This is a genomic window from Priestia aryabhattai B8W22, assembly GCF_000956595.1.
GTDB classification, from domain to species: Bacteria; Bacillota; Bacilli; order Bacillales; family Bacillaceae_H; genus Priestia; species Priestia aryabhattai.
The window spans coordinates 32,000-55,124 of the sequence record NZ_JYOO01000028.1; the positions used below are offsets into that span (position 1 = coordinate 32,000).

Annotated in this window: 29 protein-coding genes; 5 read left to right on the forward strand and 24 right to left on the reverse strand. The window is 38.8% G+C overall.

All coding sequences use genetic code 11. The features are described 5' to 3' along the window. Positions 1 to 73 precede the first annotated feature (73 nt). The 5 genes from N178_RS19500 to N178_RS19520 form a co-directional block, all read right to left on the reverse strand. On the reverse strand, positions 74 to 730 hold the full coding sequence (locus tag N178_RS19500; protein ID WP_045294315.1) for a TetR/AcrR family transcriptional regulator: 657 nt from the start codon (positions 728 to 730) through the stop codon (positions 74 to 76). A gap of 22 nt (positions 731 to 752) precedes the next feature. Next, positions 753 to 2,033 carry a glycosyltransferase gene (locus tag N178_RS19505; protein WP_237758536.1) on the reverse strand — a complete coding sequence of 427 codons (1,281 nt, stop codon included), beginning with the start codon at positions 2,031 to 2,033 and terminating at the stop codon, positions 753 to 755. Between the two features lie 330 nt (positions 2,034 to 2,363). After that, positions 2,364 to 2,720 carry a hypothetical protein gene (locus tag N178_RS19510; RefSeq protein WP_237758538.1) on the reverse strand — a complete coding sequence of 119 codons (357 nt, stop codon included), beginning with the start codon at positions 2,718 to 2,720 and terminating at the stop codon, positions 2,364 to 2,366. Positions 2,721 to 3,299: 579 nt separating this feature from the next. Further along, entirely contained in the window at positions 3,300 to 3,659 is a 360-nt protein-coding gene (locus N178_RS19515) for a hypothetical protein (RefSeq protein WP_045294267.1), read from the reverse strand. Positions 3,660 to 3,841: 182 nt separating this feature from the next. Continuing rightward, entirely contained in the window at positions 3,842 to 4,429 is a 588-nt protein-coding gene (locus tag N178_RS19520; protein ID WP_045294269.1) for a GNAT family N-acetyltransferase, read from the reverse strand. A 116-nt stretch (positions 4,430 to 4,545) separates the two neighbouring features. On the opposite strand from N178_RS19520, the gene N178_RS19525 reads away from it, so the two are divergent. Further along, positions 4,546 to 4,851 (forward strand): hypothetical protein, encoded by a 306-nt coding sequence (locus N178_RS19525; RefSeq protein ID WP_237758539.1) that lies wholly within the window; start codon positions 4,546 to 4,548, stop codon positions 4,849 to 4,851. Between the two features lie 67 nt (positions 4,852 to 4,918). Here N178_RS19525 and N178_RS19530 read toward each other — a convergent pair whose 3' ends face one another. From N178_RS19530 to N178_RS19560, 8 genes are all read right to left on the reverse strand, one after another. After that, entirely contained in the window at positions 4,919 to 5,308 is a 390-nt protein-coding gene (locus tag N178_RS19530) for a VOC family protein (RefSeq protein ID WP_045294271.1), read from the reverse strand. A 59-nt stretch (positions 5,309 to 5,367) separates the two neighbouring features. Continuing rightward, positions 5,368 to 5,553, reverse strand: a complete 186-nt coding sequence (locus N178_RS26155) for a hypothetical protein (protein ID WP_080890224.1) — start codon at positions 5,551 to 5,553, stop codon at positions 5,368 to 5,370. A gap of 128 nt (positions 5,554 to 5,681) precedes the next feature. Further along, positions 5,682 to 6,377 (reverse strand): ABC transporter ATP-binding protein, encoded by a 696-nt coding sequence (locus N178_RS19535; RefSeq protein ID WP_045294273.1) that lies wholly within the window; start codon positions 6,375 to 6,377, stop codon positions 5,682 to 5,684. After that, a complete protein-coding gene (locus tag N178_RS19540; RefSeq protein WP_045294274.1) occupies positions 6,377 to 7,462 on the reverse strand; it encodes an ABC transporter permease in 1,086 nt (361 codons plus the stop codon). The genes N178_RS19535 and N178_RS19540 overlap by 1 nt, the downstream gene beginning before the upstream one ends. A gap of 72 nt (positions 7,463 to 7,534) precedes the next feature. Further along, positions 7,535 to 8,917, reverse strand: coding sequence for a sensor histidine kinase (locus tag N178_RS19545; protein ID WP_045294276.1), 1,383 nt, complete (start codon positions 8,915 to 8,917; stop codon positions 7,535 to 7,537). Beyond that, positions 8,914 to 9,588, reverse strand: a complete 675-nt coding sequence (locus N178_RS19550) for a response regulator transcription factor (RefSeq protein WP_045294278.1) — start codon at positions 9,586 to 9,588, stop codon at positions 8,914 to 8,916. Before N178_RS19550 ends, N178_RS19545 begins: the two co-directional genes overlap by 4 nt. Positions 9,589 to 9,751: 163 nt before the next feature. Then, on the reverse strand, positions 9,752 to 10,633 hold the full coding sequence (locus N178_RS19555) for a PhzF family phenazine biosynthesis protein (protein ID WP_045294280.1): 882 nt from the start codon (positions 10,631 to 10,633) through the stop codon (positions 9,752 to 9,754). A 14-nt stretch (positions 10,634 to 10,647) separates the two neighbouring features. Next, positions 10,648 to 11,025 carry a YunG family protein gene (locus tag N178_RS19560; RefSeq protein ID WP_045294281.1) on the reverse strand — a complete coding sequence of 126 codons (378 nt, stop codon included), beginning with the start codon at positions 11,023 to 11,025 and terminating at the stop codon, positions 10,648 to 10,650. A 156-nt stretch (positions 11,026 to 11,181) separates the two neighbouring features. On the opposite strand from N178_RS19560, the gene N178_RS19565 reads away from it, so the two are divergent. Further along, positions 11,182 to 11,955, forward strand: coding sequence for a DUF2628 domain-containing protein (locus N178_RS19565; protein WP_045294283.1), 774 nt, complete (start codon positions 11,182 to 11,184; stop codon positions 11,953 to 11,955). A 57-nt stretch (positions 11,956 to 12,012) separates the two neighbouring features. Here the strand turns inward: N178_RS19565 and N178_RS19570 are convergent, their stop codons facing one another. The 4 genes from N178_RS19570 to N178_RS19585 form a co-directional block, all read right to left on the reverse strand. Further along, positions 12,013 to 13,149 carry a sensor histidine kinase gene (locus N178_RS19570; protein WP_045294285.1) on the reverse strand — a complete coding sequence of 379 codons (1,137 nt, stop codon included), beginning with the start codon at positions 13,147 to 13,149 and terminating at the stop codon, positions 12,013 to 12,015. 80 nt (positions 13,150 to 13,229) lie between these two features. After that, positions 13,230 to 13,802 (reverse strand): GNAT family N-acetyltransferase, encoded by a 573-nt coding sequence (locus N178_RS19575; RefSeq protein WP_045294287.1) that lies wholly within the window; start codon positions 13,800 to 13,802, stop codon positions 13,230 to 13,232. A gap of 78 nt (positions 13,803 to 13,880) precedes the next feature. After that, on the reverse strand, positions 13,881 to 15,089 hold the full coding sequence (locus tag N178_RS19580; RefSeq protein WP_045294289.1) for an NAD(P)/FAD-dependent oxidoreductase: 1,209 nt from the start codon (positions 15,087 to 15,089) through the stop codon (positions 13,881 to 13,883). Between the two features lie 457 nt (positions 15,090 to 15,546). Beyond that, positions 15,547 to 15,849, reverse strand: a complete 303-nt coding sequence (locus N178_RS19585; protein WP_080890225.1) for a hypothetical protein — start codon at positions 15,847 to 15,849, stop codon at positions 15,547 to 15,549. Between the two features lie 515 nt (positions 15,850 to 16,364). On the opposite strand from N178_RS19585, the gene N178_RS19590 reads away from it, so the two are divergent. Next, complete coding sequence (locus tag N178_RS19590) at positions 16,365 to 16,511, forward strand: YjcZ family sporulation protein (protein WP_013057978.1); 147 nt, start codon at positions 16,365 to 16,367, stop codon at positions 16,509 to 16,511. 305 nt (positions 16,512 to 16,816) lie between these two features. Here N178_RS19590 and N178_RS19595 read toward each other — a convergent pair whose 3' ends face one another. The 3 genes from N178_RS19595 to N178_RS19605 all read right to left on the reverse strand — a co-directional run bounded on the left by N178_RS19595 (position 16,817) and on the right by N178_RS19605 (position 18,968). Beyond that, positions 16,817 to 17,263 (reverse strand): GNAT family N-acetyltransferase, encoded by a 447-nt coding sequence (locus N178_RS19595; RefSeq protein ID WP_045294291.1) that lies wholly within the window; start codon positions 17,261 to 17,263, stop codon positions 16,817 to 16,819. Positions 17,264 to 17,283: 20 nt separating this feature from the next. After that, positions 17,284 to 17,667, reverse strand: a complete 384-nt coding sequence (locus tag N178_RS19600) for a MerR family transcriptional regulator (RefSeq protein WP_025751010.1) — start codon at positions 17,665 to 17,667, stop codon at positions 17,284 to 17,286. A gap of 365 nt (positions 17,668 to 18,032) precedes the next feature. After that, positions 18,033 to 18,968, reverse strand: coding sequence for an aldo/keto reductase (locus N178_RS19605; RefSeq protein WP_045294293.1), 936 nt, complete (start codon positions 18,966 to 18,968; stop codon positions 18,033 to 18,035). A gap of 273 nt (positions 18,969 to 19,241) precedes the next feature. On the opposite strand from N178_RS19605, the gene N178_RS19610 reads away from it, so the two are divergent. Then, positions 19,242 to 19,457 (forward strand): hypothetical protein, encoded by a 216-nt coding sequence (locus tag N178_RS19610; protein ID WP_013057984.1) that lies wholly within the window; start codon positions 19,242 to 19,244, stop codon positions 19,455 to 19,457. 34 nt (positions 19,458 to 19,491) lie between these two features. On the opposite strand, the gene N178_RS19615 is transcribed toward N178_RS19610, so the two are convergent. Beyond that, complete coding sequence (locus N178_RS19615; RefSeq protein WP_045294295.1) at positions 19,492 to 20,412, reverse strand: EamA family transporter; 921 nt, start codon at positions 20,410 to 20,412, stop codon at positions 19,492 to 19,494. 108 nt (positions 20,413 to 20,520) lie between these two features. On the opposite strand from N178_RS19615, the gene N178_RS19620 reads away from it, so the two are divergent. Then, on the forward strand, positions 20,521 to 21,420 hold the full coding sequence (locus N178_RS19620) for an AraC family transcriptional regulator (RefSeq protein ID WP_045294297.1): 900 nt from the start codon (positions 20,521 to 20,523) through the stop codon (positions 21,418 to 21,420). A 29-nt stretch (positions 21,421 to 21,449) separates the two neighbouring features. Here the strand turns inward: N178_RS19620 and gvpU are convergent, their stop codons facing one another. The 3 genes from gvpU to N178_RS19635 are packed head-to-tail and all read right to left on the reverse strand — an operon-like array spanning position 21,450 to position 23,110. After that, positions 21,450 to 21,866 carry a gas vesicle accessory protein GvpU gene (gene gvpU / locus N178_RS19625; RefSeq protein ID WP_013057987.1) on the reverse strand — a complete coding sequence of 139 codons (417 nt, stop codon included), beginning with the start codon at positions 21,864 to 21,866 and terminating at the stop codon, positions 21,450 to 21,452. A gap of 23 nt (positions 21,867 to 21,889) precedes the next feature. Next, positions 21,890 to 22,771 (reverse strand): GvpT/GvpP family gas vesicle accessory protein, encoded by an 882-nt coding sequence (gene gvpT, locus N178_RS19630; RefSeq protein ID WP_045294299.1) that lies wholly within the window; start codon positions 22,769 to 22,771, stop codon positions 21,890 to 21,892. A 36-nt stretch (positions 22,772 to 22,807) separates the two neighbouring features. After that, positions 22,808 to 23,110, reverse strand: coding sequence for a gas vesicle protein (locus tag N178_RS19635; RefSeq protein ID WP_045294301.1), 303 nt, complete (start codon positions 23,108 to 23,110; stop codon positions 22,808 to 22,810). Positions 23,111 to 23,125: the final 15 nt, after the last annotated feature.

A 23,125-nucleotide genomic window follows, 5' to 3' on the forward strand; every position in this document is an offset into this window, starting at 1 on the left:
AGTACCTTTTTTCTCACTATACTTAACGCTGCTAGCAATACGATAGGGAACATTTCAAGATTGCAGATGTGACTTATTCACCTAACAGCTTTCGGACAGCTATTGACAGCGTATTGATATGACGTTCTACGTTTGCCTCTTCTGCAACTTGTTTCTGTTCATCGACGTTGTAAACCGGCGCTGGATTTTGTGTAATTCCGTTGACGGTTGTAGCCATAAAAGCTAGCAGGTCATCTGCTGGTACAGCCGGAGAAAAATTCTTTACTTCTATTTGTTCCGTAATAAAGTCGTGAAGCTTTTTTTGAATATATTTAAGGTTTGATACTTCAACTAGCTGATCTTCAATTTTCATAAAACGCTGAGGGTCTTTTGAATACAACGCTACTATTTCAAAGTAAATTTCTCCTCCTGCTGTCATCGATTCTTGGATATGCTCTCCAATATACATAATGAAATCATGTAACATTTCAAAAGGATCTTTCTTTGTCTGAAGCAGGGCTTCAATTTTATCTTTTACTTTATAGCTGACGCTTTCTTGATTAAGAAGTCCGACAAATACTTCATCAAGGTTTGAAAAATATTTGTACACGCCTCCTTGACTCATTCCAGCTTCCAAAACGATATCTCGCATGGCTACATCATGCACCGGTTTGCTCTTGCATACTCTTTTGGCTGCTTCTAAAATCTCTTGCTTCTTTTTTTCAGCGTATCCTTCCCTTACTTTTGGCATTTTTTTCACGCTCGCTTACTTTTTATTTATTCCCGAATGTCTCGAGTGTATTAATAATCACCTGAGCTGCTTTTTCGGCTCCTTGTTCAGCTCGGATTTGTTTTCCGATTTCTTGTGCTTTGGATTGAATTTCATTAACTTGCGTATAGGAAATAGCTGCGGATAATTTTTCAGCCGTCAATTCTTTTCTAGGAATGGCTTTTGCTCCAGCTCCCAGCTCATAAATTTTTCTTCCCCAAGCGAATTGGTCATTTCCATAAGGAATAATAACACTTGGAACCCCAGCTCGAAGGCCTTCGGCTATTGTTCCCGCTCCTCCATGATGAACAACGGCAGACATTTTAGGAAACAGCCACTCATGAGGGATATCTTTTACAAATAAAATGTCTTCTGTTATCTCCCTCGTGTGATTCATTCCACTTCCTCCTATATTGATGATACCTCGTTTCCCGGCAAGTTTTAAGGCTTTAATCACTAAAGCAGTCGTTTCGTCTGCGTTTTTTTTATCCCCAATACTTCCAAATCCAATATAAACCGGCGGTTCTCCATCCTTTAAAAATCTTTCCAGCTTCTCTTCCGGCTCATAGCTATGGTCACTGTCCATAAACCAATTTCCGTAGGAATGAACGTGTTCAGGCCAATCTTTAGATACGGAAAATACGGCGGGACTTGATGAAATAATAGTTGGGTTAGCTGCTGTACGCTGCTTTGGGTACGGACATAAAAAATCTTCAGGTCCTTCTCCATGCTGCTGAACCCAATATTTTTTTAAAGGACCACTTACTACTTTCCAAAATCCCCATTCAAAAATGCGATGCGTCAGCTTATTGTATATTTTTCCAAATCGTGGTCGATCATAAAAAATTAAAGCTGGATAGTCTTTTGTTGGTGTCATTGGAAAAGGGCTGGCTAAGATACTTGGTATATTCATCTCTTTAGCAGCAAAGTAACCAATTGCCGCACCTGGATGATATACAATTGCATCGGCTCCTTTGCATGCTTTGTGCAAATCTTCTTGTATATTAATCATCATACCCATCATCTTTTCATTTTTTAAGCTTGAAAAAAATTTGAGAGGATTGTCTGCATTAATTGCGTCGTCTGCTGCTCCGCTCTCTATAATTTTAGAAACATCTCCTCGAAGCATGGCATATTCAAACCCGTACGATTCTATGAAGTTTTGGTAAGCTTCTGAAGCGGCAATCCGTACATGGTATCCTTTCTTTTTTAGCTCTAATCCTAAAGCCATAAAAGGCTGGGTGTCTCCTCGAGTTCCTGTTGTTAACATCGTAATAAGCATCATTTCAGCCTCCTTATATTAAAACGACAACTATGTCGTTTTAATATAATGTACCCTTCTCAGGTTAATTCGTCAATAAAAAAACGACAATATTGTCGTTTTTGTTACTATCCTTTATTTTCCTAAGGCTCTTTTCGTAAAGTTACATAGTTGAATTTGCTTGTCTTAAGTCCAAAAACGTGACATAGATGTCTTTAATCATTGAGAAACCGCCTCCTGAAAGAGCATTCTAAAGATAACCCCCTCTTTATAAAGAATGAAAAAAGATGCTTCGGGTTTTAAACGAAGCATCTTTTACCTATTAGAGCTATGAATAGTTACCTATTTTTCAAGTTAAACTGCTCGTGAGGCAGCTAATTTCTCAATTGGGACTTGTTCAATGTCTGCTGCTGATATAGTCAGCAACTTTTCTAAAACAGCCGTTATGCCCTCATTTGTTTCATTACTTTTTTTGCAGTCATTAATATGCTGGTTTAATTGCTTTTTATAAGCCTCGGTATGAATGAGCCACTGACTTAACAGCTCTTTTGTTGCCGGTTTTTCGTCTTCGCTTTTAGCTCCAAATAAGCTCTCCATATCAGGTTCTTGAATAATTAGCTTACTAAAATCTTCGCTTGCTGCAAGCCAAAAATAGTTTTCTTCGTACTCGTAATATCTGTGTTCTTTTATTGAACTACCCCCACTTAGCAAGCTTAAAGTAGGAGATTCCTAAAATCTCCAAAGACTTAGGAACCCTTCCCGTTCAACGGAGTCGGTTAGCCATACAAATTACAGAAGTATCCTTTCGGGACAACCACACATACAGCTCTTTCTATGTAAGCAAGCGCTTGTAGCAAGTACACCAACCTTCATTGATATGGAATGGTTTGAACATTCTTGTAATGCACCCAAACCTTAGAAAATCGCTATCTGCTCCGGTAGCGTTAGTAAGTATTTGGTACAAGAAGTTCAAGGTATATATTACTTATGCAAAAGCTTTCTTTAAATGTTTACTTTCTTTTTCTGTTAATTCTTTATGTGTAAGATTGATGTTACCAGATGGTTTATTTACATCGAACAAATGATAAATTTGATAGAATTGTATGAAAGTAAAAATGTACATAATGTTTACATATGTGTCAGTGAAAATATCAAAAGATGGAAGTAATATGGAAGCTCAGCTAATGAAGACGTTTGAAGACTTATCTGTTTTTTTACATAGAAAAAACGTAAAACCATTTAAGGGAGAAAGGAAGTTTGACCTCTTTCTTTTAAGCTGCACACACGCCTTTAATACGTAGCTACAGCAAGAAGTGTAAGCATCATATAGAGGTTAAAGACAGCCAGTAAAACAAGAACGGTATAGACTAGTTTTTTACCTGTTTTGCCTAAAAAGTAGATGTTTATTAAACTAAAATACACGCCTGCTGCGCCTAGTGTAAATGCAAGAAATTCCTTGCACTCACTGGGCTTCATTTGAAAATCTGGATTATAATAAATTTCGAGATTATTACTAATAGCGAACGGAACAGTCCACCATCTGATTAAAACCCCTATAAACATAAATATTCCGATTACATTTAGCGTAAATCGCAGCGTTCTCTCCTTTTTCACGCTTCTTTTTGTAGATTCTTTAAAGTTTAGCCGCATGTATTTCCCCCCTGATGTTTTTAACACAGTAACTGTTTGGAGAAGATCTATATAAACGTTCCTTCTTTTAATTTTATACACGCTAGATCTCACAAATGACATGATTGAACATAAGAAAAGCTTCTTCCATTCAAAAAGGAAGAAGCTTTAAATAATTAGACAATGTATATTAGCGCTCTAATTTATCTCTGTGTTCTTTCATAATAAAATCTTTTACTGCGATGACTTTCCCATTCCCTTCGCAGCATTCCCATTTTGATGCTGTCAAAACGTTCACTGTTTACGATACGTGCTTCTCTGATTCTCGCCTCTTCTTTCATGCCTATTTTTGCAGCTGTTTTTATCATTCTGATGTTTCCTGACCACGTGGACATACCGAGTCTATGTAAATGTGTAGACTCAAATAAAAAATCAATCCACATGCGGTAAGCTTCCGTTCCGTATCCTCCGCTCCAATAATTTGAGTCGTAAATGACAATTCCAGTTTCCAGCCAGTTTGTTTGCTTGTCCAACCAGTAACAGCTTACGGTTCCCACCGCTTTTTTATCAATGATGACCGCAAGGAGTCGAGGAACGCCTGGAAAAAGCTCATGCTCTTTGTCCAGTAAATTCATATATTCTTTTTTCGTAAGCTTTTCTTCTGTTATATAAGGAGCGTTCCACTTTTTTGCTTCTTGTTTTTTTTCTTCGTATTTCCAATAATAAAGTTCATTAATATCTTCCTCTGTCGCTTCTCTTAGCAACACTTTTTCTCCTATTAGTTTCACCATCAAAGATCTCACTCCTTGATTTATTAAATTCTAGGAAATTAAAACGAATATGAATACACAGGTGTACAAGCATACCTTTAAATAACGAATAAAATATAACAACTATGACGAAAGGAGTGAATCCTATAAAAAAATATTATTGCTACTACAATTCAGCAGATGACAAATATTATGTAGAAAGCGATTATTCCTTTAAAAAGCGTCCCCACAAGAAAAAAACATGCTGTGTAACTATTAATTATTATACAAATATTGCATATGAAGGCGGACAAATTGCTATAAACGGCGGGCAAAATGCATCTCAAGGTGGACAAATTGCCAAAAATGGCGGGCAAAATGCGAATCAAGAAGGACAAATCGCAGGAAAGTGCGGGCGAAATAAGCTAATTGAATTTAATTTTACTAATGATAATGAAGAGTAATTCATCCTGTACTACGTGTAAAACACCGAGAAGAATATATATGCTCCCGGTGTTTTTTGTTTTTCTTTTATTTCATAGTCGCGTTTTCCATAACTGCAAAATAGTTACATTCACTGTCTGAAAAGTTAAAGACTCGCCCTGAAGGCATAGATACGATTTCTCCCACCGTTACGCCTTTAGCTGTTAAATCACTATATAATTCATCCACATTTTCTGTAAAAAACAGCAGTGAAGGAGTCCCGACATTTAATTCTGGCTGCATTTTTGCTATTAGCTGTTTGTTATGAAGGATAATGGTTGTTTCGGCACCAGCTACAGGTGCTAGCTCGATCCACTTCATGCCTTGTTCATTCTTTTGTTCGGACATAACCTGAAATCCCATTTTTTCTGTCCAAAACTTTACCGCTTGATCTTGATCGTTTACATATACCATAATTTGACCGACTTTTTTAATCATTGCTTTCACTCCTTTTTCTCATCATTTCATCACCTTTTTATTATTTCTTCATGGCTTTTTCATTTCCTGTGTCTTATTTTCTTCTTTCCTAAATAGCATTGTCTTATGAGCTGAACTGCTTTAGACACCGCCGTTGATTTCCGTGCAAGACTTCGCTTTCCGCGGGCGGCCGCTGAGCCTCCTCGTCGCTTACACTCCTGTGGGGTCTTTTTCCCGCAGGAGTCTTCGTCTTTCCCTCCAATCAACTGCTAGAAGGAACAAAACAGATAAAACGATAGGCACTATCACAAAAAAAAACGAACCGCTCATCAAACATGTTGATGAATGGTTCGTTTTTCACTTCGTCTAACATACTTTTGTCCCAGCCTCTTTTTTAAACTTGCATGCTAGTTGATTCCACTAATTTCCCATCTTCCATCCACACAACGCGGTCGCATAAATCCAGCATTCTTTGGTCATGCGTAACCATTACAGCTGATTTGCCTCTCAGCTTTACTTCATCTGCGAGCATTTGCACGACTGCTCTTCCTCGCTCTGAATCCAGGCTTGCCGTCGGCTCGTCTGCGAAGATAATTTCAGGGTTATTCATCCACGCTCTTGCAATCGCTACCCGCTGGCGTTCTCCGCCCGATAGATTTTCAGGATAGTGATGCTTGCGATGAGCAAGCCCTAGCTTTTCAAGCAAATCATCCGCTCTCTTTTTGGCTTCTTTGTCTCGATTTCCTTCTAGTTCCGTGACAAGAAGCAGCTGATCGCGAACCGTTAAATACGGAATTAAATTAGCTGATTGAAAGATAAAGCCGATTTTTTTCAGACGGATGCTGTTCATTTGCGCTGAAGACATGTTATTAATCTCGTCTCCATCAATCATCACGCGTCCGCTAGACGGTGAAAGCAGTGCGCCTGCAATGGATAAAAAGGTACTTTTCCCAGAACCAGAAGGACCGACAATCGCCACAAGCTCTCCTGCTTTTACACGCAGCGATAGGTCATCTAACACGACTACAGCGTTTTCTCCTTCTCCAAACGACTTGCTAACACTCTCTAAAACTAATTTTTCTTCACTCATTAAACAGCCCTCCCAATCGCTTCAACCGCATCTACTTTTGCTACGCGATACAGCGATAATAATGAACTCAGTACAGAAACAGCTACAAACAGCGCCGAACATCCTGCGATCAGGGACACGTCCAAGTGAAACGGCATCGAATCCGGTAAAATAGCAGCTACTCCGTACGTCAGTCCAATACTAATAGCAAGACTGCATAATGTTAACACAACCACTTGAGATAAAATCGTTCGCGCTAAATAGCTTGTTTTTGCTCCTATCGCTTTTAACACGCCAAACTGATTCATTTTTTGAAGCGTCATTACGTAGAAGAAAACGGCTAAGACAAAAGCTCCAATGATAAACAGAAACGCGACCATCATTAAAAGTGAGCCTTGTTCTTCTTGATAGCCAGGAATTCCTTTTAACGCTTCGTCTTTACTAATCACGTTAATGTTAGACTCCTTTTTTTGAAGAGCATGTGCTTTTTTATCGTTCATGTTTAATACCACTGCGTTAAAGGCACCTGTGCTTTCAATTGTCTTCCACTCTGTAAGATTAATATGAATAACAGGCGCGTGACTAAACGACTGATTTTTTGTAAAACCAACAATCCTAAAGCTTTTTCCTGAAGCCGTGTCTTTTATCGTATCACCGAGCTTTACTCCTTCTTCTTTTAGCGAAGAGTCCGCTACGGCTTCATGCTTCCCGTCCTCCGTAATCATCTTCCCTTCTGTTACATTCGGAGCTAAAAAGCCGCTCGTGCTTACAGCAAAAAATGAGGCGTCTATTTTTTTCTCTTTTCCTTCATTTATAACGGCTGTCATCATTACACCAAGCGGCTCAGCTTTTTTCTTTCCGCTTAGTTGTTGAATATCTTCTGTTTTGTTTGCTGATAAAACAGAGCGCGTCAGGCGCTGATCCGCTTCTTTTTGAAGCACAACGTACTTTCCTTTCATTTCTTGAACAGCTGAAGCATTGTCAGAAGAGAGCCCCTTTGCTAAGCCCGATACAAAAAGTACAAGCCATACAATTAACACCATAATCACGCCAATGAGTAAGTAGCGCAGCTTCGCATGTTTTAATTCACGTAAAGCCAAAAACATGTTTCTTTCATCTCCTTTTTTAATTCTATTTAAAGTATAAAAATAGAAAATGAATGGAAGATGAACGGCTCATTACATTTTCGGAAGATAGACGTGAAAAATGCTGCCTTTTCCTTTTTCGCTTTCAACGTGAATGGAACCTCCGTGCATCTCGACAATTTGCTTTACAATCGCTAAACCAAGACCGCTGCTTCCTTCCGTCCGGCTTCTTGCTTGATCTTCTTTATAAAAACGATTAAAAATATGCGGGAGGCTTTCTTTTGACATGCCGATTCCCGTATCTTGAAATTCAACGTGGCAATGCGTGTCTTCCATGCCAACGCGAAGAGACAGCGTTCCTCCTTCTCCCGTGAACTTTACGCTGTTTGTAATTAAGTTTGTCCACACTTGATGAAGCAGTTTTTGATCGCCTGAAATCATCGTTGAAGGCAGGTCCATTTCAATGGCCAGCTCTTTTTCACGCCAGCTCCACTCCGTCATAAACAGCACTTGCTTGATTTGAGCTGCAACGTCAAACGTGCTTTTGTCAATATGCTCACTTTCTTTATCAAGTGAAGCAAGCGTAAGCAGCTGTTTGCTGAGCGACGACATGCGCCGGCTTTCTTCTTCAATAATAGACAGATACTCATTTCTTTGTTCATCAGAAAGATCAGCAGAACGGAGCGTTTTCGAAAACCCTTGAATGGACGCCAGCGGAGACTGAATTTCATGTGACACGTTCGATACAAATTCTTGGCGCATCTCTTCAAGCTGCTCTAAACTTTTAGCCATTTCAGAAAAATGTGAAGCAAGCGCGCCGATTTCGTCTCGGCGCTTTACGTACAGCTCGACGTTGTATTTTCCTTTTGCCACTTGCTTTGTCGCTTCCGTTAGCTTGACGATTGGTTTTACTAAATAACGCGTGCTAATAAGTACAAATAAAATACTTAATACAATCATCAGCAGTAGAATAACTGAGAAAAAAATGCGCATTTCCCCGAACTGCAGCTGAATATCTGGGCGAATAAACAGCGCTTGCTGCTTATTACTTTCTCCTTTTAACGGCACGCCGATGGTATTGGCTAACACATTATCAAAAAACCCCGTCACAAACACCTGTGAAGGAAAGTTTGCAATTCCGTGATACATTTTGCCATCTAACACTTGTTTGACAGCACTCTTTTCTAAGCGCTGGTTTCTAAACTCCCGTCCGTAAAACGTCTTATGTCCGGTGCTATCCACTACATATATTTGATAGCCCAATTTACTAATATGCTGTAAATAAGCTTGTTGATCCACGCCTCTATTGCTTTCGTAAAAGCTCGCAATGTCTTTTGCCATACGGGTAAGCTTTTGGTCGTTATACGGTTTTAAGCTGTACTGATAATAAACGTTTGCTAGAATAAACGCGAGGAGACTGCTAAATACCATTACAGCAATGGTCGTCAGCACAATCCGCAAATAGAGCGTCTTCATTTTGTCCTCACCTCAAGCTTATAGCCGACTCCTCGAACCGTCGTAATGACAAAATCATCGGTATGTTCAAACCGCTCGCGCAGCCTTTTTACGTGTACATCGATTGTGCGGTTATCTCCATTAAAATCCGCTCCCCATATGAGATGGATTAATTCTTCTCTTGTGAAAATTCTTCCTGGATAGCTCGCAAGCTGAGCTAATAATTCAAATTCTTTCATTGGAAGAATGAACAGTCGTCCGTTGCAGTGCACTTCATAGCTTTTTCGGTCGATAGAGGTGCTGTTCAGCACAATCATTTTTTCATTTACCACTTCGTACCGGCGAAGCAGTGCTTTAATTCGGAAAATCAATTCTTTTGGTTCAAACGGCTTTGTCACATAGTCATCCGTTCCTGCTAAAAAGCCTTTTTCTTTGTCTTCGAGCTGATCTTTTGCCGTTAATAAAATAATGGGAAAATCATAATAGCTGCGTATTTCTTCGCACACTTGATATCCATCTTTATGAGGCATCATAATATCGACAACCGCTAAATGAATGTGCTGCTTAGCAAGCAGACCCGAAGCTTCTTCCCCGTCTTTTGCTTCATGCACCATATAGCCTTCAAGCTGCAAATAGTGACGAACCAGCTGCCGCATATGGGCATCATCATCCGCCAGTAAAATGTGAATCATTTTTTCTGCCACTCCTTTTATCAAGCATTTAAAATGGCGGCCTTTTGGCCGCCATCATTTATTCTTTCAGTATCTATCTGTTTACTAGTGTAACCAAACGCCGTGGTCATATTGCGTTTTTATTAGGATAAGGGCTTATTGTGAACAGTAGATGAACATCTTGTTACAAAATCCATTCACCGCGCGCAATCATCTCGACTTTTCCGCCTACTTTAATGTGAAAAGCCTCTCCATCATAACTAGCTTTTACATACAGTAGTGAAGGTCTTCCTATTTCGTATCCTTGTTCTACACATATGTCAATAGCTTGCTGATTAAAATAACCGTATTTAACTAAATATGCTGCCAAACAGCCGTTGGCGCTGCCGGTTGCCGCATCTTCTGGAACGCCGTAGTAATCGGCAAAATCTCGCACATTTACGTGATGGTCTTGGTGATAGGTTTCCGGCGAAAAGACCATAATTGCTTTTGCTTCCATGTTTTCTATCAGTTTGAAATATTTTTCTTTGTCTACATGTATCTCTTTAGCAGCTTCTAATGATGTTAAAGGGACAAGAATGACCGGCAGACCGGTGGATACTTCTTGAACGGGAAAACGCATATCAATATAAGTTTCATCAAGGTTTAACACGTCCGCCACCTGCTTTTTATCTAACACTTTCCCAAACGTCGGCTGACCTTGTGTCATCCACAGTACATCTTTTTGTTCATCGTATGTAACAGGCGTAGGACCTGCTTTATAATGAAGAGTAAGCTCCTCTGTATCTCTTTCTTCTAGTTCTTCTCGGATAACATAAGCGGTACCGAGCGTCGGATGGCCTGCAAATGGCACTTCTTCATTAGGTGTAAAAATCCGCACGTCATATTCTCCTTTTTGCGGAGAAGCCGACGTAATAAACGTCGTTTCAGAGAAATTAATTTCTTTAGCCATTTGCTGCATCTCTTTATCTGAAAGTCTTCCTGCGTCTTTAAAAACAGCGAGCTGATTTCCCGTATATTTTCTCTGTGCAAATACATCAACAATGGAATACTGAATACTTTTCATTTATGTGTTCCTTTCTAAAGCAAATTTTCATGTATAAAATAGGTCATTACATTTTTCTTTAAAGCCTCATATTGCTCCTCATTCGTATCCATAAACGCTTCTTCCCGACTGGATAAAATGTCTGCGTAATGGAGAGGCTCACGAAATTGTTCTTGTGTAAAATCATAGCGCTGTTCATCAAGCTGATTATAAAAATGCCAGCCTTCTTTACAAGGAGTTTTTAAAATAGCTCCTCCTTTGATATCTTGAACGACAAGAGCTGTCACTCCGCACTGTCCTTTGGCAGGATTGTCAGCCGTCCACTTCGTGCTTGAATGAATTGACCACGATTGATGCAGGGCTCTCTTTAAACGATTCACGTTGGGCAGCTCCTTTTTCTTCAAATCTACCATATTCTTCTTTTTTATGAAAGTTCCCATTAAAAAATCAACAGCGCAAATATTCTTACTTTAAAAATAATTTAAGGAAGAATAGAAAAATACTAGAAATAATGTATAATAATAGAGTCATTTTAGATGATATATTATAACCAATGAAAGGTGTTTTAAATGGAAGAACAAGCAGTAAATGAACTCGTTTCTTTTGAAGAAGAGCATAAAGTAGTTCGAACGAATACGTCTTATTATGATTTAAAATGGGGAAAGACAGCCAATCCAGCTAAAAGCAACACGTGGAACTGGGCAGCCTTTTTTCTGACAAGCGCTTGGTTTGCATACCGAAAAATGTATAAGCACTTTTTTATTTTAACGCTTATTGAGGTAATTTGGTTTTCCCTTTTGTGCTTTGTAGACATACCAGATTGGTCCGATGCAATTGTATTCGGCGGTGCTTCACTTATTACAGGGCTATGTGCCAACCGCTGGTATTATAAGCACGTTAAAAACGTGTTAGCTCGAGCCGAAGCTCAGCCGGAGCAGCGGAAAGAAGCTTATTTGCAAATAAAAGGCGGCACTCACATCGGAATTGCTATCGGTTTAAGCATCTTAGCGCTTGTGATTACTTTTGGAGTCGGAGCGGGATTATCATTTTTACCAACAAAAACGAATATTAAAGATGTAGTTCGCTACGGCGACGAAGCAATTACGCTTGAAACGTACAACGATCATCCAAAATGGACCTATATAAAAAAAGAAGGCCGTCATCACGTTGTACAATTTACCGGCTACGATTATACAGAAAAAGAGCATGTGCGCATTGTGTTTAACGTTTATTTGGATAAACAAATTTACGAGTGGGACAAAATTTACATCGACGGCAAAAAGTTAAATAAAAAAGATGCGGAAGACTATGAATACTGGATTGAAGACAGTTCAGCATATTAAAAAAGTCAGCAAAAAAGAAAGGATGAGTGCTTGCTCTCCTTTCTTTTTTGTTTTATCTTAAAGCGTCAAAGGCAGCTTAACCTTCACTACTGTCCCGTTCTCATCACTTTCAATCGCAAGCGTACCGTTATGCTCGTTGATGATGGTTTTACAAATAGAAAGCCCTAATCCCATGCCTGTTCCATCTTTTGTTGAGAAAAACGGATTTCCTACTTTGTTAATAATAGACAGCGGAATGCCAGAACCGGTATCTTGAATATCAATAAGAGCCCAACCTTCCCATTCTTTGATAATAAGATTTACTTCGCCCCGTTTCTTTTTCTCCATTGCTTCAATGGCGTTTTTCAAAAGGTTCATAAATACTTGTCTCATTTGAGCAGGATCGATTGATACAAGTGGAATGGCTCCTTCTATTCTTACGTTCATTTCAACATTGTACAGCGCAGCTTCACTTTTCAAGAAAGCAACGGTATCATGAATAACTTCTACAATCGATACGATTTCTTTTTTAGGCGCTGTTGGCTGTGTGACAAGCAAGAAGTTGTTAATAAGTTCATTCATACGATCCAGCTCATCAAGAACAATTTTTTGAAAAGGCTCTGCCTGCTCATTTTCATTAAATAAAAATTGAATAAAGCCGCGCACCGACTGCATCGGGTTTCGAATCTCATGCGCTAACCCTGCTGCTAGCTGCCCTACAAGTGCCAGTTTATCAAGCTGCAGAATTTTCTCTTCAATTTTCGGCAAAACAGCCGCTTGATTTTTATAAATAATATGAGACAAAATACCAGCCAGTCGGTTTAGCTTTTGAATTTCACTTTCACTAAACTGATAAGGATCCGGATCGACCGCACATAAGGTACCAAACATTCTCCCGTCTTCTAGCACAATAGGTGTTCCTAAATAAGAACCTACCCGGGCACCATCAATGATGGCTAAATTAGACGTTCTAACATCGCTTTTTGTATTGGGAATAACAAGGGGTTCATCACACGTGACTAAATTGCATACCGCAAGCTCTAACGGCAGCGTCAGTCCATCCTCTACAAGGCTTCCCCCTTCTTTATTAAAGGCTTTCATAACTGAAAATTGTTCGTCGAAAATCCCTACAAACAGCGTCCTGCTTCCGACTACTTCGCTAGCCATCTGCAGTACATCCCAAACGGCTTTTTCATTGATGTTCCTCTCTTTCATTACCTTAGTCACCTACTATTTAAATATAGACTGTTCTATTCTCTTATTCTCATTATAAATTTTAAATCTGAAAACGTATATCAAAATTTTAAGAACTCGTTTATTTCTTCTATTTCATCGTTAGGGTTAAGGATAGCCAAGACTTGATGGTCTTCCCATATGCCGTTAATATGTACATTTTTTCTAGCTATTCCTTCCCTATGAAACCCTGCTTTTTCAAGTACTCGCTGAGAAGGCATATTACGAGGCATGACGCCGGCTTCAATGCGGTGAAGATGCAGTTCTTCAAACGCATAGTCAACAAGCGCTATTACCGCTTCTGTTGCATATCCTTTTCCACCATGATGCTGATCTAGAAAATAGCCGATAAGCGCGCTTTGTAAAGATCCTCGCATCACTTGAAAAAGACTAATGGTGCCAATTAACTTATTATTCTCTTTTTGAAAAAGACCAAAATAGTATTCTTGATCGTTTTTTCTGTTCTGTTCATGGCGCTTAATTTTTTCTACTTGGCCTTCCAACGTATAAAAGGAATCCTCTCGAATCATAGAAAACTGTTCAAAAAAGCCGCGATTGTCATTTTGCAACCGAAGGCTGTCGTACGCATCGCTGACAGTTAACGGGCGTAAATAAATAGTCTGACCCTCTATCATACTATGTCTCTCCTCTACTTCAAGAAATGTATGTAAAAAAAAGAAGGCTTTTTTAAAAACCTTCCATTTTCTCACATATTAAACTTTTCTTGTTTGAATGTAAAGTTCTAAATCACTGCTTTTCTTCGTTATGATATGTTCTGCTATGATTTTAGCTAGCACCATATTATACACCGTTCCGTTATCTCCATATCCGCTTAGAAAGTAACAGTTAGGCATTTCGTCATATATTCCGATGAGGGGAAGGCCGTCATGAGTGCCTCCGTAATAAGCACTTATGTAATAATCAGCTTCGACTTGAAGATGAGGAAAAAGCTTATTGAACTCTTTTAAAAGTTTGTCTCTTTTATGAACGAGTTTAGCATCACGTTCTTGCGGCACAATCGTGCTTTCATCAAGACCGCCTATAATGACTCGATTATCGGAAGTTGTTCTCATGTAAATATACGGTCGAGCGGTTTCCCAAATTAAATTTCGATTTTTCCATCCTGTAAACTCCTTTACAGGAGTCGTAACGATAGCATAGGAACTTGTGAGTACAGCTTTTTTCTCTCTCTTAAATTCTTGATTTTCATAGCCTCCTGCCATAATGACATGTTTAGCTTTGATTTGTGATTTATTTTTAGTGAAAAATACAGCTTCATCTTTTTCTAACTTTTGACCGACAATCTCTGTTTCTTGAAACATCCGAACCCCATGCTGTTTTCCGTACTCTAATAGACCGAGTGTAAAGCTGTAAGGGTTCAGCTCTGCATCATTTTTAATAAGCATTGCCATTCGTTTTTTAAATCCATAGTCTTTTTCAATTTGTTCTTCTGATAAAATTTCAGCTTCAAATCCATGCTTTTGCATATAAAAGTAGTCTTTATTTATCTTCGTGACATCTTCTTCATAACTTGCGTAATACAAGCTGTCTCTTCTTATAAATTCTGCATTAATCGGAAGCTTTTTAGCTGCTTCCTCAATATCTGTAATAGCCTGTTCGCACAGCTTATAATGACGGACTGTTTTTTCTTCTCCAAACGTGTTGACTAATTCGTAAAACAATTTATCTCCTAAATATTGAATAAGAGAGGTATTTACAATTGTACTTCCATGCCCTGCTTTACGTTTATCAACAACCACAACATCAAGCCCCTGCTCACATAAATAGTAAGCACACTGTGCACCTGAACTTCCTCCTCCAATAATAAGAACATCACACTCAATATCTTCCTCTAGAGATGGGTATACAGGCGGCTTCGCTACAGTTGTTTGCCAATAAGGGTTTCCAGATAATAAATCCATGCAAACGCCTCCTTTCTTCTCTCTATTATGCCCAATATAAGCTAATTTTTGCATGCAGCAGTGTGAAAGTATGTGGGTTAAGCTTTTCGAGGATAGTAAGCAGGTAATTAAAGAAGCCAGTCATTAAACGAATCTTCTATACAATAGAATTAATCATGACTCTTAATACCATGAGCATCTAAAGTGCACGACTAAAGTATTGATAAACATCATGTCGTGATCTTCTGCTTTAGACACAGACCCCCAGTAAGTGCGTAAATATATAACTTCTTCACTACATAAAAAATTCCACGCAAAAACCACCTGGAAAATCACCAGATGGTTTTTTATATTAAGTGGGGTGCACGCTCTGATTAACTATGGATGGATATAAAGCCTTACGCTCCAAAACAGACTTCTTTATAGAAAAGAATAAGGTGAAAAATACTTCTTCTGGGATTTTTTCTTTTACTTGCGTTTAACAGCCGCAGCCAAAGCCATAACCGCCGTAGCCGCCATACGGATAACCACCGTAACCGTAGCCGTAACCGCCATAGCCATATGGTGATAACAGTGAGCCTGCTACTAGCCCTCCTGCTAATCCTCCTAAAAATGGACCGCCAAAGCCAAAGCCGAATGGTCTGCCAAAGCCAAACGGGCGTCCAAAACCAAACGGTCTGCCAAAGCCAAACGGTCTGCCAATAAACCTTTCATCCGCGTGTTGAAGTTGATGATGATCTTGAGAATACATAGTAGGTAAAAAATGCATTTCTGAATTCATAAGAGAAACCTCCGTTTTTTTGTTTTTTGCTTTCACCCAAGAATATGCATTTACCTATTCGCTGTCTTGGGCAAATATCTTGGTTATGCTGAAAATAAGGGAAAAGAATTACGAAAAAAAGCAAATTACTAGGTTTATATGAAAATGAGCTCGATTTCTCTTTAGTACCTAATACATACAAAAAGAAGCGGATCCTGACTTAGAATGTATATGGAAAGTACTAACGTGTTGATTTCATAGTAAAAAATAAGAAGCCGAAGAAAAAATTCTTCGGCTTCTACTTCATTATGTACGCAGGCTAAGGAGGAAGTGCTATTAGCCTGCTTCGTTATAACATGGGGGCTCATATATGAGATCTTGGGATGATTCATCCTATGTAGAAAGTGAAAAAAAGTACCGTGTCCATCTTATTTTCTTATCTTTTTTATTTTCATTGAAATCATTGGATATTTTTGGAGCACTTTTGTATTTCGGGCATATGTTAAAAATGTACTCAGAACTTGGAGGTGAAATATATGGGCTTCTATGGTGGCTGTGGTTATGGCGGTTACGGTTACGGCGGCGGCTGCGGGTTTGGCAGTGGCTTTGCTTTAATCATCGTATTATTCATTTTATTAATCATCATCGGCTGTGCTTGCTGGGGAGGATTTGGCGGTTGCTAATCATTAGAAATAATGATGAACCGCTTCATTTTCACTAATTTTTTTACCAAAAGCTAGCTTTCCACTTTATTATGAAAAAGCAGTGTCCACATAATGGGCACTGTTTTTAAGTGTACTCATTATGAGACTCACTACTGAGAAAAAACCGCTGGCTTTTTAATCTATCATTCCTTGTTTTACGCCTTCTCATTACCTTATTTTTCTTGTTCATACTTCCTTTTCTTCTACATATTAATAGATAAAAAGAGTAATTAAAAAGAGAGTCACTGTGCAACTCTCTTCCTGCTCTATGTAGATGCTACACATTAACCAAACGATTTTTTCAAGACGACCCGCTGATTGTTTACAGTATAGCCGTTTCTTTCATAAAAAGCCTGTGCAGCTCCTCCAGTCGCCGTCAAGAGATACAAGCTGTTGATATCGTGTCTTTGAAGTTCGTTCTCAAACCGGCTTAAGATAGCTGAACCATATCCTTTTCCCTGCACGCTTGCGCTGACGCAAAGCTCGGCCACGTAAAAGGTCATACCGCTGTATGATTTTTTCGCGTGACCTGCAATCATGCCAATCAAATCGCCTTGGTCATAAAATAAATAGCCGATAAATTTAGGTGTGTTCAGTAAATCAGTCAGCCTTTCTTTAGCTGATTCTTCCGTCCATTGTTCATTCCATGGCTTTCTTGTAAATACATCTAGATACAAGTCAATGCACTGCTGCATATTCTCTGCAGTAAAAGGTACTACTTTTTCGATCATTTTTACGCTTCCTTTTTTGTTTAGTTTGAAGGCTTATTAACAATTCGCTCGTACATTTCCGGCAGGTGCTTAATCTTGTAATCAATCGTCTCAAGCTTGTGATGGATTTCTTCGATTTCTTTTTGCACTGCTTTTTTATGATCCATCAGCATTTGCAGACTTTTATCAAGCACGGCATTTTCAAGCGTACAGTTTTCAATAAGCGTCCGAATATCCTTGATTTGCATACCCGTGCTTTTTAAGCAGCAAATTAAATCAATCCATTCAATATCTTGTTCTTTAAAAATACGATTCCCTGACGCTGTACGATCTAAAAATGGAAAAAGCCCTTCTTTATCATAATAGCGAATGGTATAAATTGTCACGTTCAATTTCTTTGCAACTTGTGAAATGGTATACGTCATATTGCTTCCTCCTACATTTTAACCTTCTCAGAAAAACATGATGACTTTGCCTTGACCTCCAGTTATCTCGAGGATTTATTCTTTTATAGTCTTCTTCACTGCGCTCTTTATGCTGCAAACTTCTTGTACAAGCAGCAACATACATTCAAATCAGAAAGGATGATACGATGAATACTGCTCACATGATGCTTACCATTGTAATTGGCGGTTTTATTGCCTTTTTATTAGGTCTCGGCGTCACCAAAATAATTGAGCTGCTGCTAAATCTTTTTCTAGCTTAACCAGTAGTTACTTATCGTAAAACGCAGGTAACTCCGTTCCATATCCGAACGGAGTTACCTGTTTTATTTTAAGAACTAAAGCGCTTAAGGCACCATGTTGCCAGCGGCTTTATAAATATCGTACCACTCTTCGCGCGTTAACTTGATTTCTGAACCTTTACTTGCATCTTTCATACGTTGAATATTTGTAGTACCAAGCACTACTTGGATGTTTGCAGGATGAGTTGTGATCCACGCAACGGCAATCGCTGTATTCGTCACGCTATATTTATTTGCGATGCGATCAATCACTTCGTTTAGCTTTCCAAATTTCTCTTTATCGCCGAGGAAAGGTCCTTCAAAAAATCCGTTTTGGAATGGCGACCATGCTTGAAGCGTTATATCATTTAAACGGCAATATTCAAGCACGCTGCTGTCGCGGTTCACAGCTTGGTCAATGCCCATATTTAAAGAAATACCAGAGTCTATGATTGGCGTATGTGCGATGCTGAACTGCACTTGGTTTACGACAAGCTTTTGGTTGATGTATTTTTCAAGCAGCTCAATTTGCGCTGGGTTGTGGTTCGACACACCAAAGTGACGTACCTTTCCGCTGCTTTGAAGTTCATTAAACGCTTCTGCTACTTCTTCAGGGTCCATTAGCGGATCTGGACGATGAAGTAATAAAAGATCTAAGTAATCTGTTTTTAAACGCTCCAAGCTGCCGTTAACAGAGTCTATGATATGCTTCTTTGAAAAGTCATAGTAATTTTTCGCTGAGTTAATGCCGCATTTACTTTGAATCACCATTTTCTCACGAAGACTTGAATTCATTTGTATAGCGTTTGCAAAATATTCTTCGCATTGTCCTACATAATCAGGACCGTAAATATCAGCATGGTCAAAAAAGTTAATTTCTTCTTCCATCGCTGTGCGGATTAGCTTCTCTGCTTCTTGTAAAGAAAGTTCTGTTAAACGCATATTTCCCATAATTAAATTTGATACGTGTAAGTCAGTATTAGCAATTGTATGATACTTCATATAAAGCCCCTCCTTGAAATGATACTACTACAAGATAAACCATAGAGTTAACTCTAGGTCAAGCAGAAAGAATCAAAGATTTTATAAGCAGCGACGGGAAAACACCCTATCTTTTTTGGTAAAAAGATGAAATACTAGGTTGTGGTGTGATAAAAGTCACTGCCGCTCTGCATTTCATTTAGTAGTATATGTTACGTTCTTTTTTTCCTTTTTATCGAAGCTTATTTCATAGCAATACATTAATCTATCAGGCAAAGGAGCTTATCAATCACTATGCAGAAAACGAAAGCAAAACGATTTGAAATACAGTATTCCGTTCTAAAAGATGAAGCCAAAATCAAAGGAACTTTTGTGATAGAATCTGCTAAAAACCGAGATGACGCATCAAGACTTGCTAAATTAAATGTCTCTACAAAAGAAAGAGTGTTTATTCAATATGTAAAGATTTTAAAAGTCAAACGAGTTTCTACAGATTCGGCGGCAAAGTGACATTGGTTTGCTTCTTCTTTTAGCAAGCCCCTATTTATGCTGAAAGCGTCGTTTCAGAAGATGCTTGTTTCGTTCGTGTGAGTAATAGAACTAATCCAATAATACAAGCTGTGCCAATCCATTGATAAAAACCAAAAGGCTCTTTCAGCCAAACAACGGTTGTAATAACAGCGGCTAAAGGCTCTAAACTCCCAAGCAAACTCGTTTCTTTAGGTAAAAGACTTTGCAGGCTTTCTACATAAAACCAAAAAGCAAGCATCGTGCCAAAAATAATGACAAATAAAATATATACGCAGGTTATTGGTGATAAGCTTGACGCTTCCCAAGGAGGATGAATAAAGCTCATTACGCTTCCCCCAATTACCATTGACCAGCCAACGATGACAAGCGAACTGTACTTTTTGATCAACGGCACCGCATACAGCGTATAAAAAGCTGCCGCTACACCGGACAGCACTCCCCAAACAACGGCAGATACAGGAACAGACAGCTGCGAAATAGAGCCGTTTGTTAATAAAAAAAAGCAGCCTCCCAGTGCCAGCAGAACAGCGATGACGTCTTGTCGCGTAAATATGGACTGCTTGCGCAAAAGCAAATAAATGATAATCATCACCGGTGATAAATACTGCAGCAGCGTAGCTACTGCTGCATTTCCATACTTAATAGAAGCCATATACGTATACTGAACGGCAAGCATACCAAATACCCCAAAAACGACGAGCTGAAAAGCTGACTTTCGGTTCTTCCATACTCCAAATACGTGAGAACGATTCCTTTTTATACATGAAATCATTAGCAGCAAAACACCCGCAATGAGCAGCCTTACTGAAACAAGCCAGTCCACGCTGATTTCAAATTCTTGAAAAAGTTTTTGAGCAACCGTTCCTCCCATCCCCCAACATATAGCTCCAGTTGTTACAAAGAAGAACCCTTTTTTTCTACTGAGATTGTTCATCTTTTATCCCTCACTTTTATTATAAGAATAGTGTTATAATAAGTGAAAAACGGGGCGGAAAATACGCATATTGCATTTAAAAATATAAATATATTGAGGTGACTGTGTATGCCGGCAGCCCATTTTAAAATTGATAAAAACTTAAAAGAGCTAACGACCCATCGCACCGTTGAGCTGCCAGTAGCATGTTATCAAACGAGGGTCGGCGATCACATAAACGGCTACATCCCTCTTCACTGGCATGATGAGCTTCAGTTTGTGCTGGTTATAAAAGGTGATGCGTCTTTTCAAATAAATGAAAAAACAGTGACTGTCAAACAAGGCTACGGACTGTTTATTAACAGCGGATGTCTTCATATGACTGAGGACATAAACAAATCCGGCTGCGTGTACATTTGTTTAAATGTTTCTCCTCATTTTCTTGTGCCGCAAGAGCTTTTTACAAATTACGTTTATCCCTACATTCATGCAACGAATCTACCACATTTATTCATCAGTCCAAAGCAAGCGTGGGGGAATAATGTGTTAGAGTCTATACATAAGATATACACATGGATTCATAAGCAGCCGCATCACTATGAAATAGAGATTGCCTCTGAACTCAGCATACTGTGGAAAAATGTAATTCTTAACGGTTTGCAGCTGAAATATAATGAAAAAGAAATGATCAAAAATCAGCGGATGAAGCAAATGCTGAATTGGATTCATTTGCACTTTGCTGAAAAGATCACGCTCGATGATATTGCCAAAGCCGGTCAATTGAGCCGTTCTGAATGCTGTCGATATTTTAAGAAAACGTTAAAAAAATCGCCTTTGACCTATGTATTAAACTATCGAATTCAGCAAAGCTTAGTTATGTTGCAGCAAGCAGAAGCAAATGTGACGGACGTTGCCTATCAAGTAGGATTTAATAGTACAAGCTATTTTATTAACCAGTTTCGAAAAGAAATGAAGATGACTCCGCTCATGTATCGAAGAAAGAAGCTGCACATGTCATCACATCACTAAAAACGGCGGGGCAATCACCCCGCCGTTTTTTATGAACTCTTTTTACTCGTTGATTTTGCATCAGAAATCTTTCCTAAGAAAAACCCGTCTACTTCTGCTATTTTCCCTCTCCAAAAGATCTTTCCTTTTGAAGGAGTAGACTTACTGTCTCCACAGTAGATCTTTGTATTTTTCAAATGAATAAAATGGGCTTCTGCTTCTCCGTTTGATTCGCTCGCTTCGCTTGCTAAAGAGAATTGTTCGCTTAGCGCCTGAGCCACTTCACTGCCTTCTTCAAACGTTTCGCTTAAGTAATCAAAGTATTCTTTTGCTGAAATCATGGTACCGGAAATCACAGCGCCGTTTACATTTAATGAAATATCAAGTGAAAAGCCGTGTTTATTAGAAGCTTTCACAAAGTATTCAAGCGTATTGTCTTTAGTTGAAAAAGAAGGGCCTGTACTCATATCTTTCTTTCCTCCTTTACGCCTTAGGCTGTTGTGTCGTCTTCACTAGAAAGAGATGTTGCGTCATCATCTTCTTCATCCGTGTTTTTCTTTGCTTTTGTATTTTTTGATTTTTTAGCTGTTGACTTTTTTGGTTTCGCTTCCTTTTTTTCTTCTTCGCTTTCCTCTTCTTCGTCTTCGTCTTCTGTCTTTAGTTTTTTATTTTTTTTGTTTGAACGAGAATCTTCCTCTTCTTCCTCGCTGTCTTCGTCACTTTCACTTTCTTCTTCCTCTTCTTGCTCAGCTTCTTTTTTATTCTTTTTACGAGGCTTAGATGTTTCTTCTTCGTTTTCATCGTCCTGCTCGTTTTCTTCGTTCTCATCATTCTCTTCTTCGTCGGAATCTGTATCTTCTGTTTCTTCGTCTTGGTTTTTATTGAGGCTAAGCTCAACAAGCATGTTCATTTTTTCTTCAAGCTGTGATAAACGGTCTTGAAGAGTTTGATTTTCTTCTTTTAACTCGTCGTACTCTTGAACGTTATCGTCTTCTGTTTCGCTATTAGAAGAATTTACGTTTTCATCATCATCTTTTGATTTATCTTTATCTTTTTTAAACAAGCTTCCCGCAGATGTTTTCAGGCTGGCCACGCTGCTTTTTGATTTTTCTTTTACCTTTGTTCCTAAATCGGATGCTTTGCTTTTTAATTCGTCCGTATCAATGCGGTCAAGAAGACTTTTTCGATTTTCAGGAGTGGATACATATCCAATCGTTGCACCGATGATGCCTCCTGCTACCGCTCGTTTGATTGGCCCGCTGCTTGTTGTTTTGCTTGCTTTTGAACCGTTCTTTTCTTTTGAACCGTTTTCCGTATTTTTATTTTCCTTGTTTTCTGCCTGTGTATTATCTAATTTTGTTTCAGTTGCCATTGTAAATCCCTCCATTTTTTAAGTAGCGTACAGTTTTTAACGTTTCGTTTCTATTTTTTCCTCAAGCGTTTTTAACCGCTCATGCAGCATTTTATTTTCTTCTTCGAGCGCTTTACTATTGGCTCCTTTTGAACTGAGATAAGGATCATTTTCCCACCAGTCCATGCCGATTTCTTTTGCTTTATCAACCGAAGCCACAATCAAGCGGATCTTTATCGTTAATAGCTCGACATCTGCAATCCCTACGGTGATGTCCCCCGCTATAACGACTCCTTTATCCAAAATCTTTTCGAGCACATCTACAATCGTACTTGACTGCATATTATGTTCGACTGCCATACTGTTCCTCCTACC

What these genes read in the sequence shown, in the direction of transcription:
- N178_RS19530 (WP_045294271.1), bottom strand. Translation starts at nt 5,308, where the DNA reads ATGATTAAAAAAGTCGGTCAAATTATGGTATATGTAAACGATCAAGAT.
- N178_RS19595 (WP_045294291.1), bottom strand. Translation starts at nt 17,263, where the DNA reads ATGATCGAAAAAGTAGTACCTTTTACTGCAGAGAATATGCAGCAGTGC.
- N178_RS19555 (WP_045294280.1), bottom strand. Translation starts at nt 10,633, where the DNA reads ATGAAAAGTATTCAGTATTCCATTGTTGATGTATTTGCACAGAGAAAA.
- N178_RS19520 (WP_045294269.1), bottom strand. Translation starts at nt 4,429, where the DNA reads ATGGTGAAACTAATAGGAGAAAAAGTGTTGCTAAGAGAAGCGACAGAG.
- N178_RS19575 (WP_045294287.1), bottom strand. Translation starts at nt 13,802, where the DNA reads ATGATAGAGGGTCAGACTATTTATTTACGCCCGTTAACTGTCAGCGAT.
- gvpU (WP_013057987.1), bottom strand. Translation starts at nt 21,866, where the DNA reads ATGAGTACAGGCCCTTCTTTTTCAACTAAAGACAATACGCTTGAATAC.
- gvpT (WP_045294299.1), bottom strand. Translation starts at nt 22,771, where the DNA reads ATGGCAACTGAAACAAAATTAGATAATACACAGGCAGAAAACAAGGAA.
- N178_RS19540 (WP_045294274.1), bottom strand. Translation starts at nt 7,462, where the DNA reads ATGTTTTTGGCTTTACGTGAATTAAAACATGCGAAGCTGCGCTACTTA.
- N178_RS19505 (WP_237758536.1), bottom strand. Translation starts at nt 2,033, where the DNA reads ATGATGCTTATTACGATGTTAACAACAGGAACTCGAGGAGACACCCAG.
- N178_RS19590 (WP_013057978.1), top strand. Translation starts at nt 16,365, where the DNA reads ATGGGCTTCTATGGTGGCTGTGGTTATGGCGGTTACGGTTACGGCGGC.
- N178_RS19585 (WP_080890225.1), bottom strand. Translation starts at nt 15,849, where the DNA reads ATGAATTCAGAAATGCATTTTTTACCTACTATGTATTCTCAAGATCAT.
- N178_RS19635 (WP_045294301.1), bottom strand. Translation starts at nt 23,110, where the DNA reads ATGGCAGTCGAACATAATATGCAGTCAAGTACGATTGTAGATGTGCTC.
- N178_RS19620 (WP_045294297.1), top strand. Translation starts at nt 20,521, where the DNA reads ATGCCGGCAGCCCATTTTAAAATTGATAAAAACTTAAAAGAGCTAACG.
- N178_RS19610 (WP_013057984.1), top strand. Translation starts at nt 19,242, where the DNA reads ATGCAGAAAACGAAAGCAAAACGATTTGAAATACAGTATTCCGTTCTA.
- N178_RS19550 (WP_045294278.1), bottom strand. Translation starts at nt 9,588, where the DNA reads ATGATTCACATTTTACTGGCGGATGATGATGCCCATATGCGGCAGCTG.
- N178_RS19580 (WP_045294289.1), bottom strand. Translation starts at nt 15,089, where the DNA reads ATGGATTTATTATCTGGAAACCCTTATTGGCAAACAACTGTAGCGAAG.
- N178_RS19500 (WP_045294315.1), bottom strand. Translation starts at nt 730, where the DNA reads ATGCCAAAAGTAAGGGAAGGATACGCTGAAAAAAAGAAGCAAGAGATT.
- N178_RS19600 (WP_025751010.1), bottom strand. Translation starts at nt 17,667, where the DNA reads ATGACGTATACCATTTCACAAGTTGCAAAGAAATTGAACGTGACAATT.
- N178_RS19560 (WP_045294281.1), bottom strand. Translation starts at nt 11,025, where the DNA reads ATGGTAGATTTGAAGAAAAAGGAGCTGCCCAACGTGAATCGTTTAAAG.
- N178_RS19615 (WP_045294295.1), bottom strand. Translation starts at nt 20,412, where the DNA reads ATGAACAATCTCAGTAGAAAAAAAGGGTTCTTCTTTGTAACAACTGGA.
- N178_RS19570 (WP_045294285.1), bottom strand. Translation starts at nt 13,149, where the DNA reads ATGAAAGAGAGGAACATCAATGAAAAAGCCGTTTGGGATGTACTGCAG.
- N178_RS19605 (WP_045294293.1), bottom strand. Translation starts at nt 18,968, where the DNA reads ATGAAGTATCATACAATTGCTAATACTGACTTACACGTATCAAATTTA.
- N178_RS19535 (WP_045294273.1), bottom strand. Translation starts at nt 6,377, where the DNA reads ATGAGTGAAGAAAAATTAGTTTTAGAGAGTGTTAGCAAGTCGTTTGGA.
- N178_RS19515 (WP_045294267.1), bottom strand. Translation starts at nt 3,659, where the DNA reads ATGCGGCTAAACTTTAAAGAATCTACAAAAAGAAGCGTGAAAAAGGAG.
- N178_RS19565 (WP_045294283.1), top strand. Translation starts at nt 11,182, where the DNA reads ATGGAAGAACAAGCAGTAAATGAACTCGTTTCTTTTGAAGAAGAGCAT.
- N178_RS19545 (WP_045294276.1), bottom strand. Translation starts at nt 8,917, where the DNA reads ATGAAGACGCTCTATTTGCGGATTGTGCTGACGACCATTGCTGTAATG.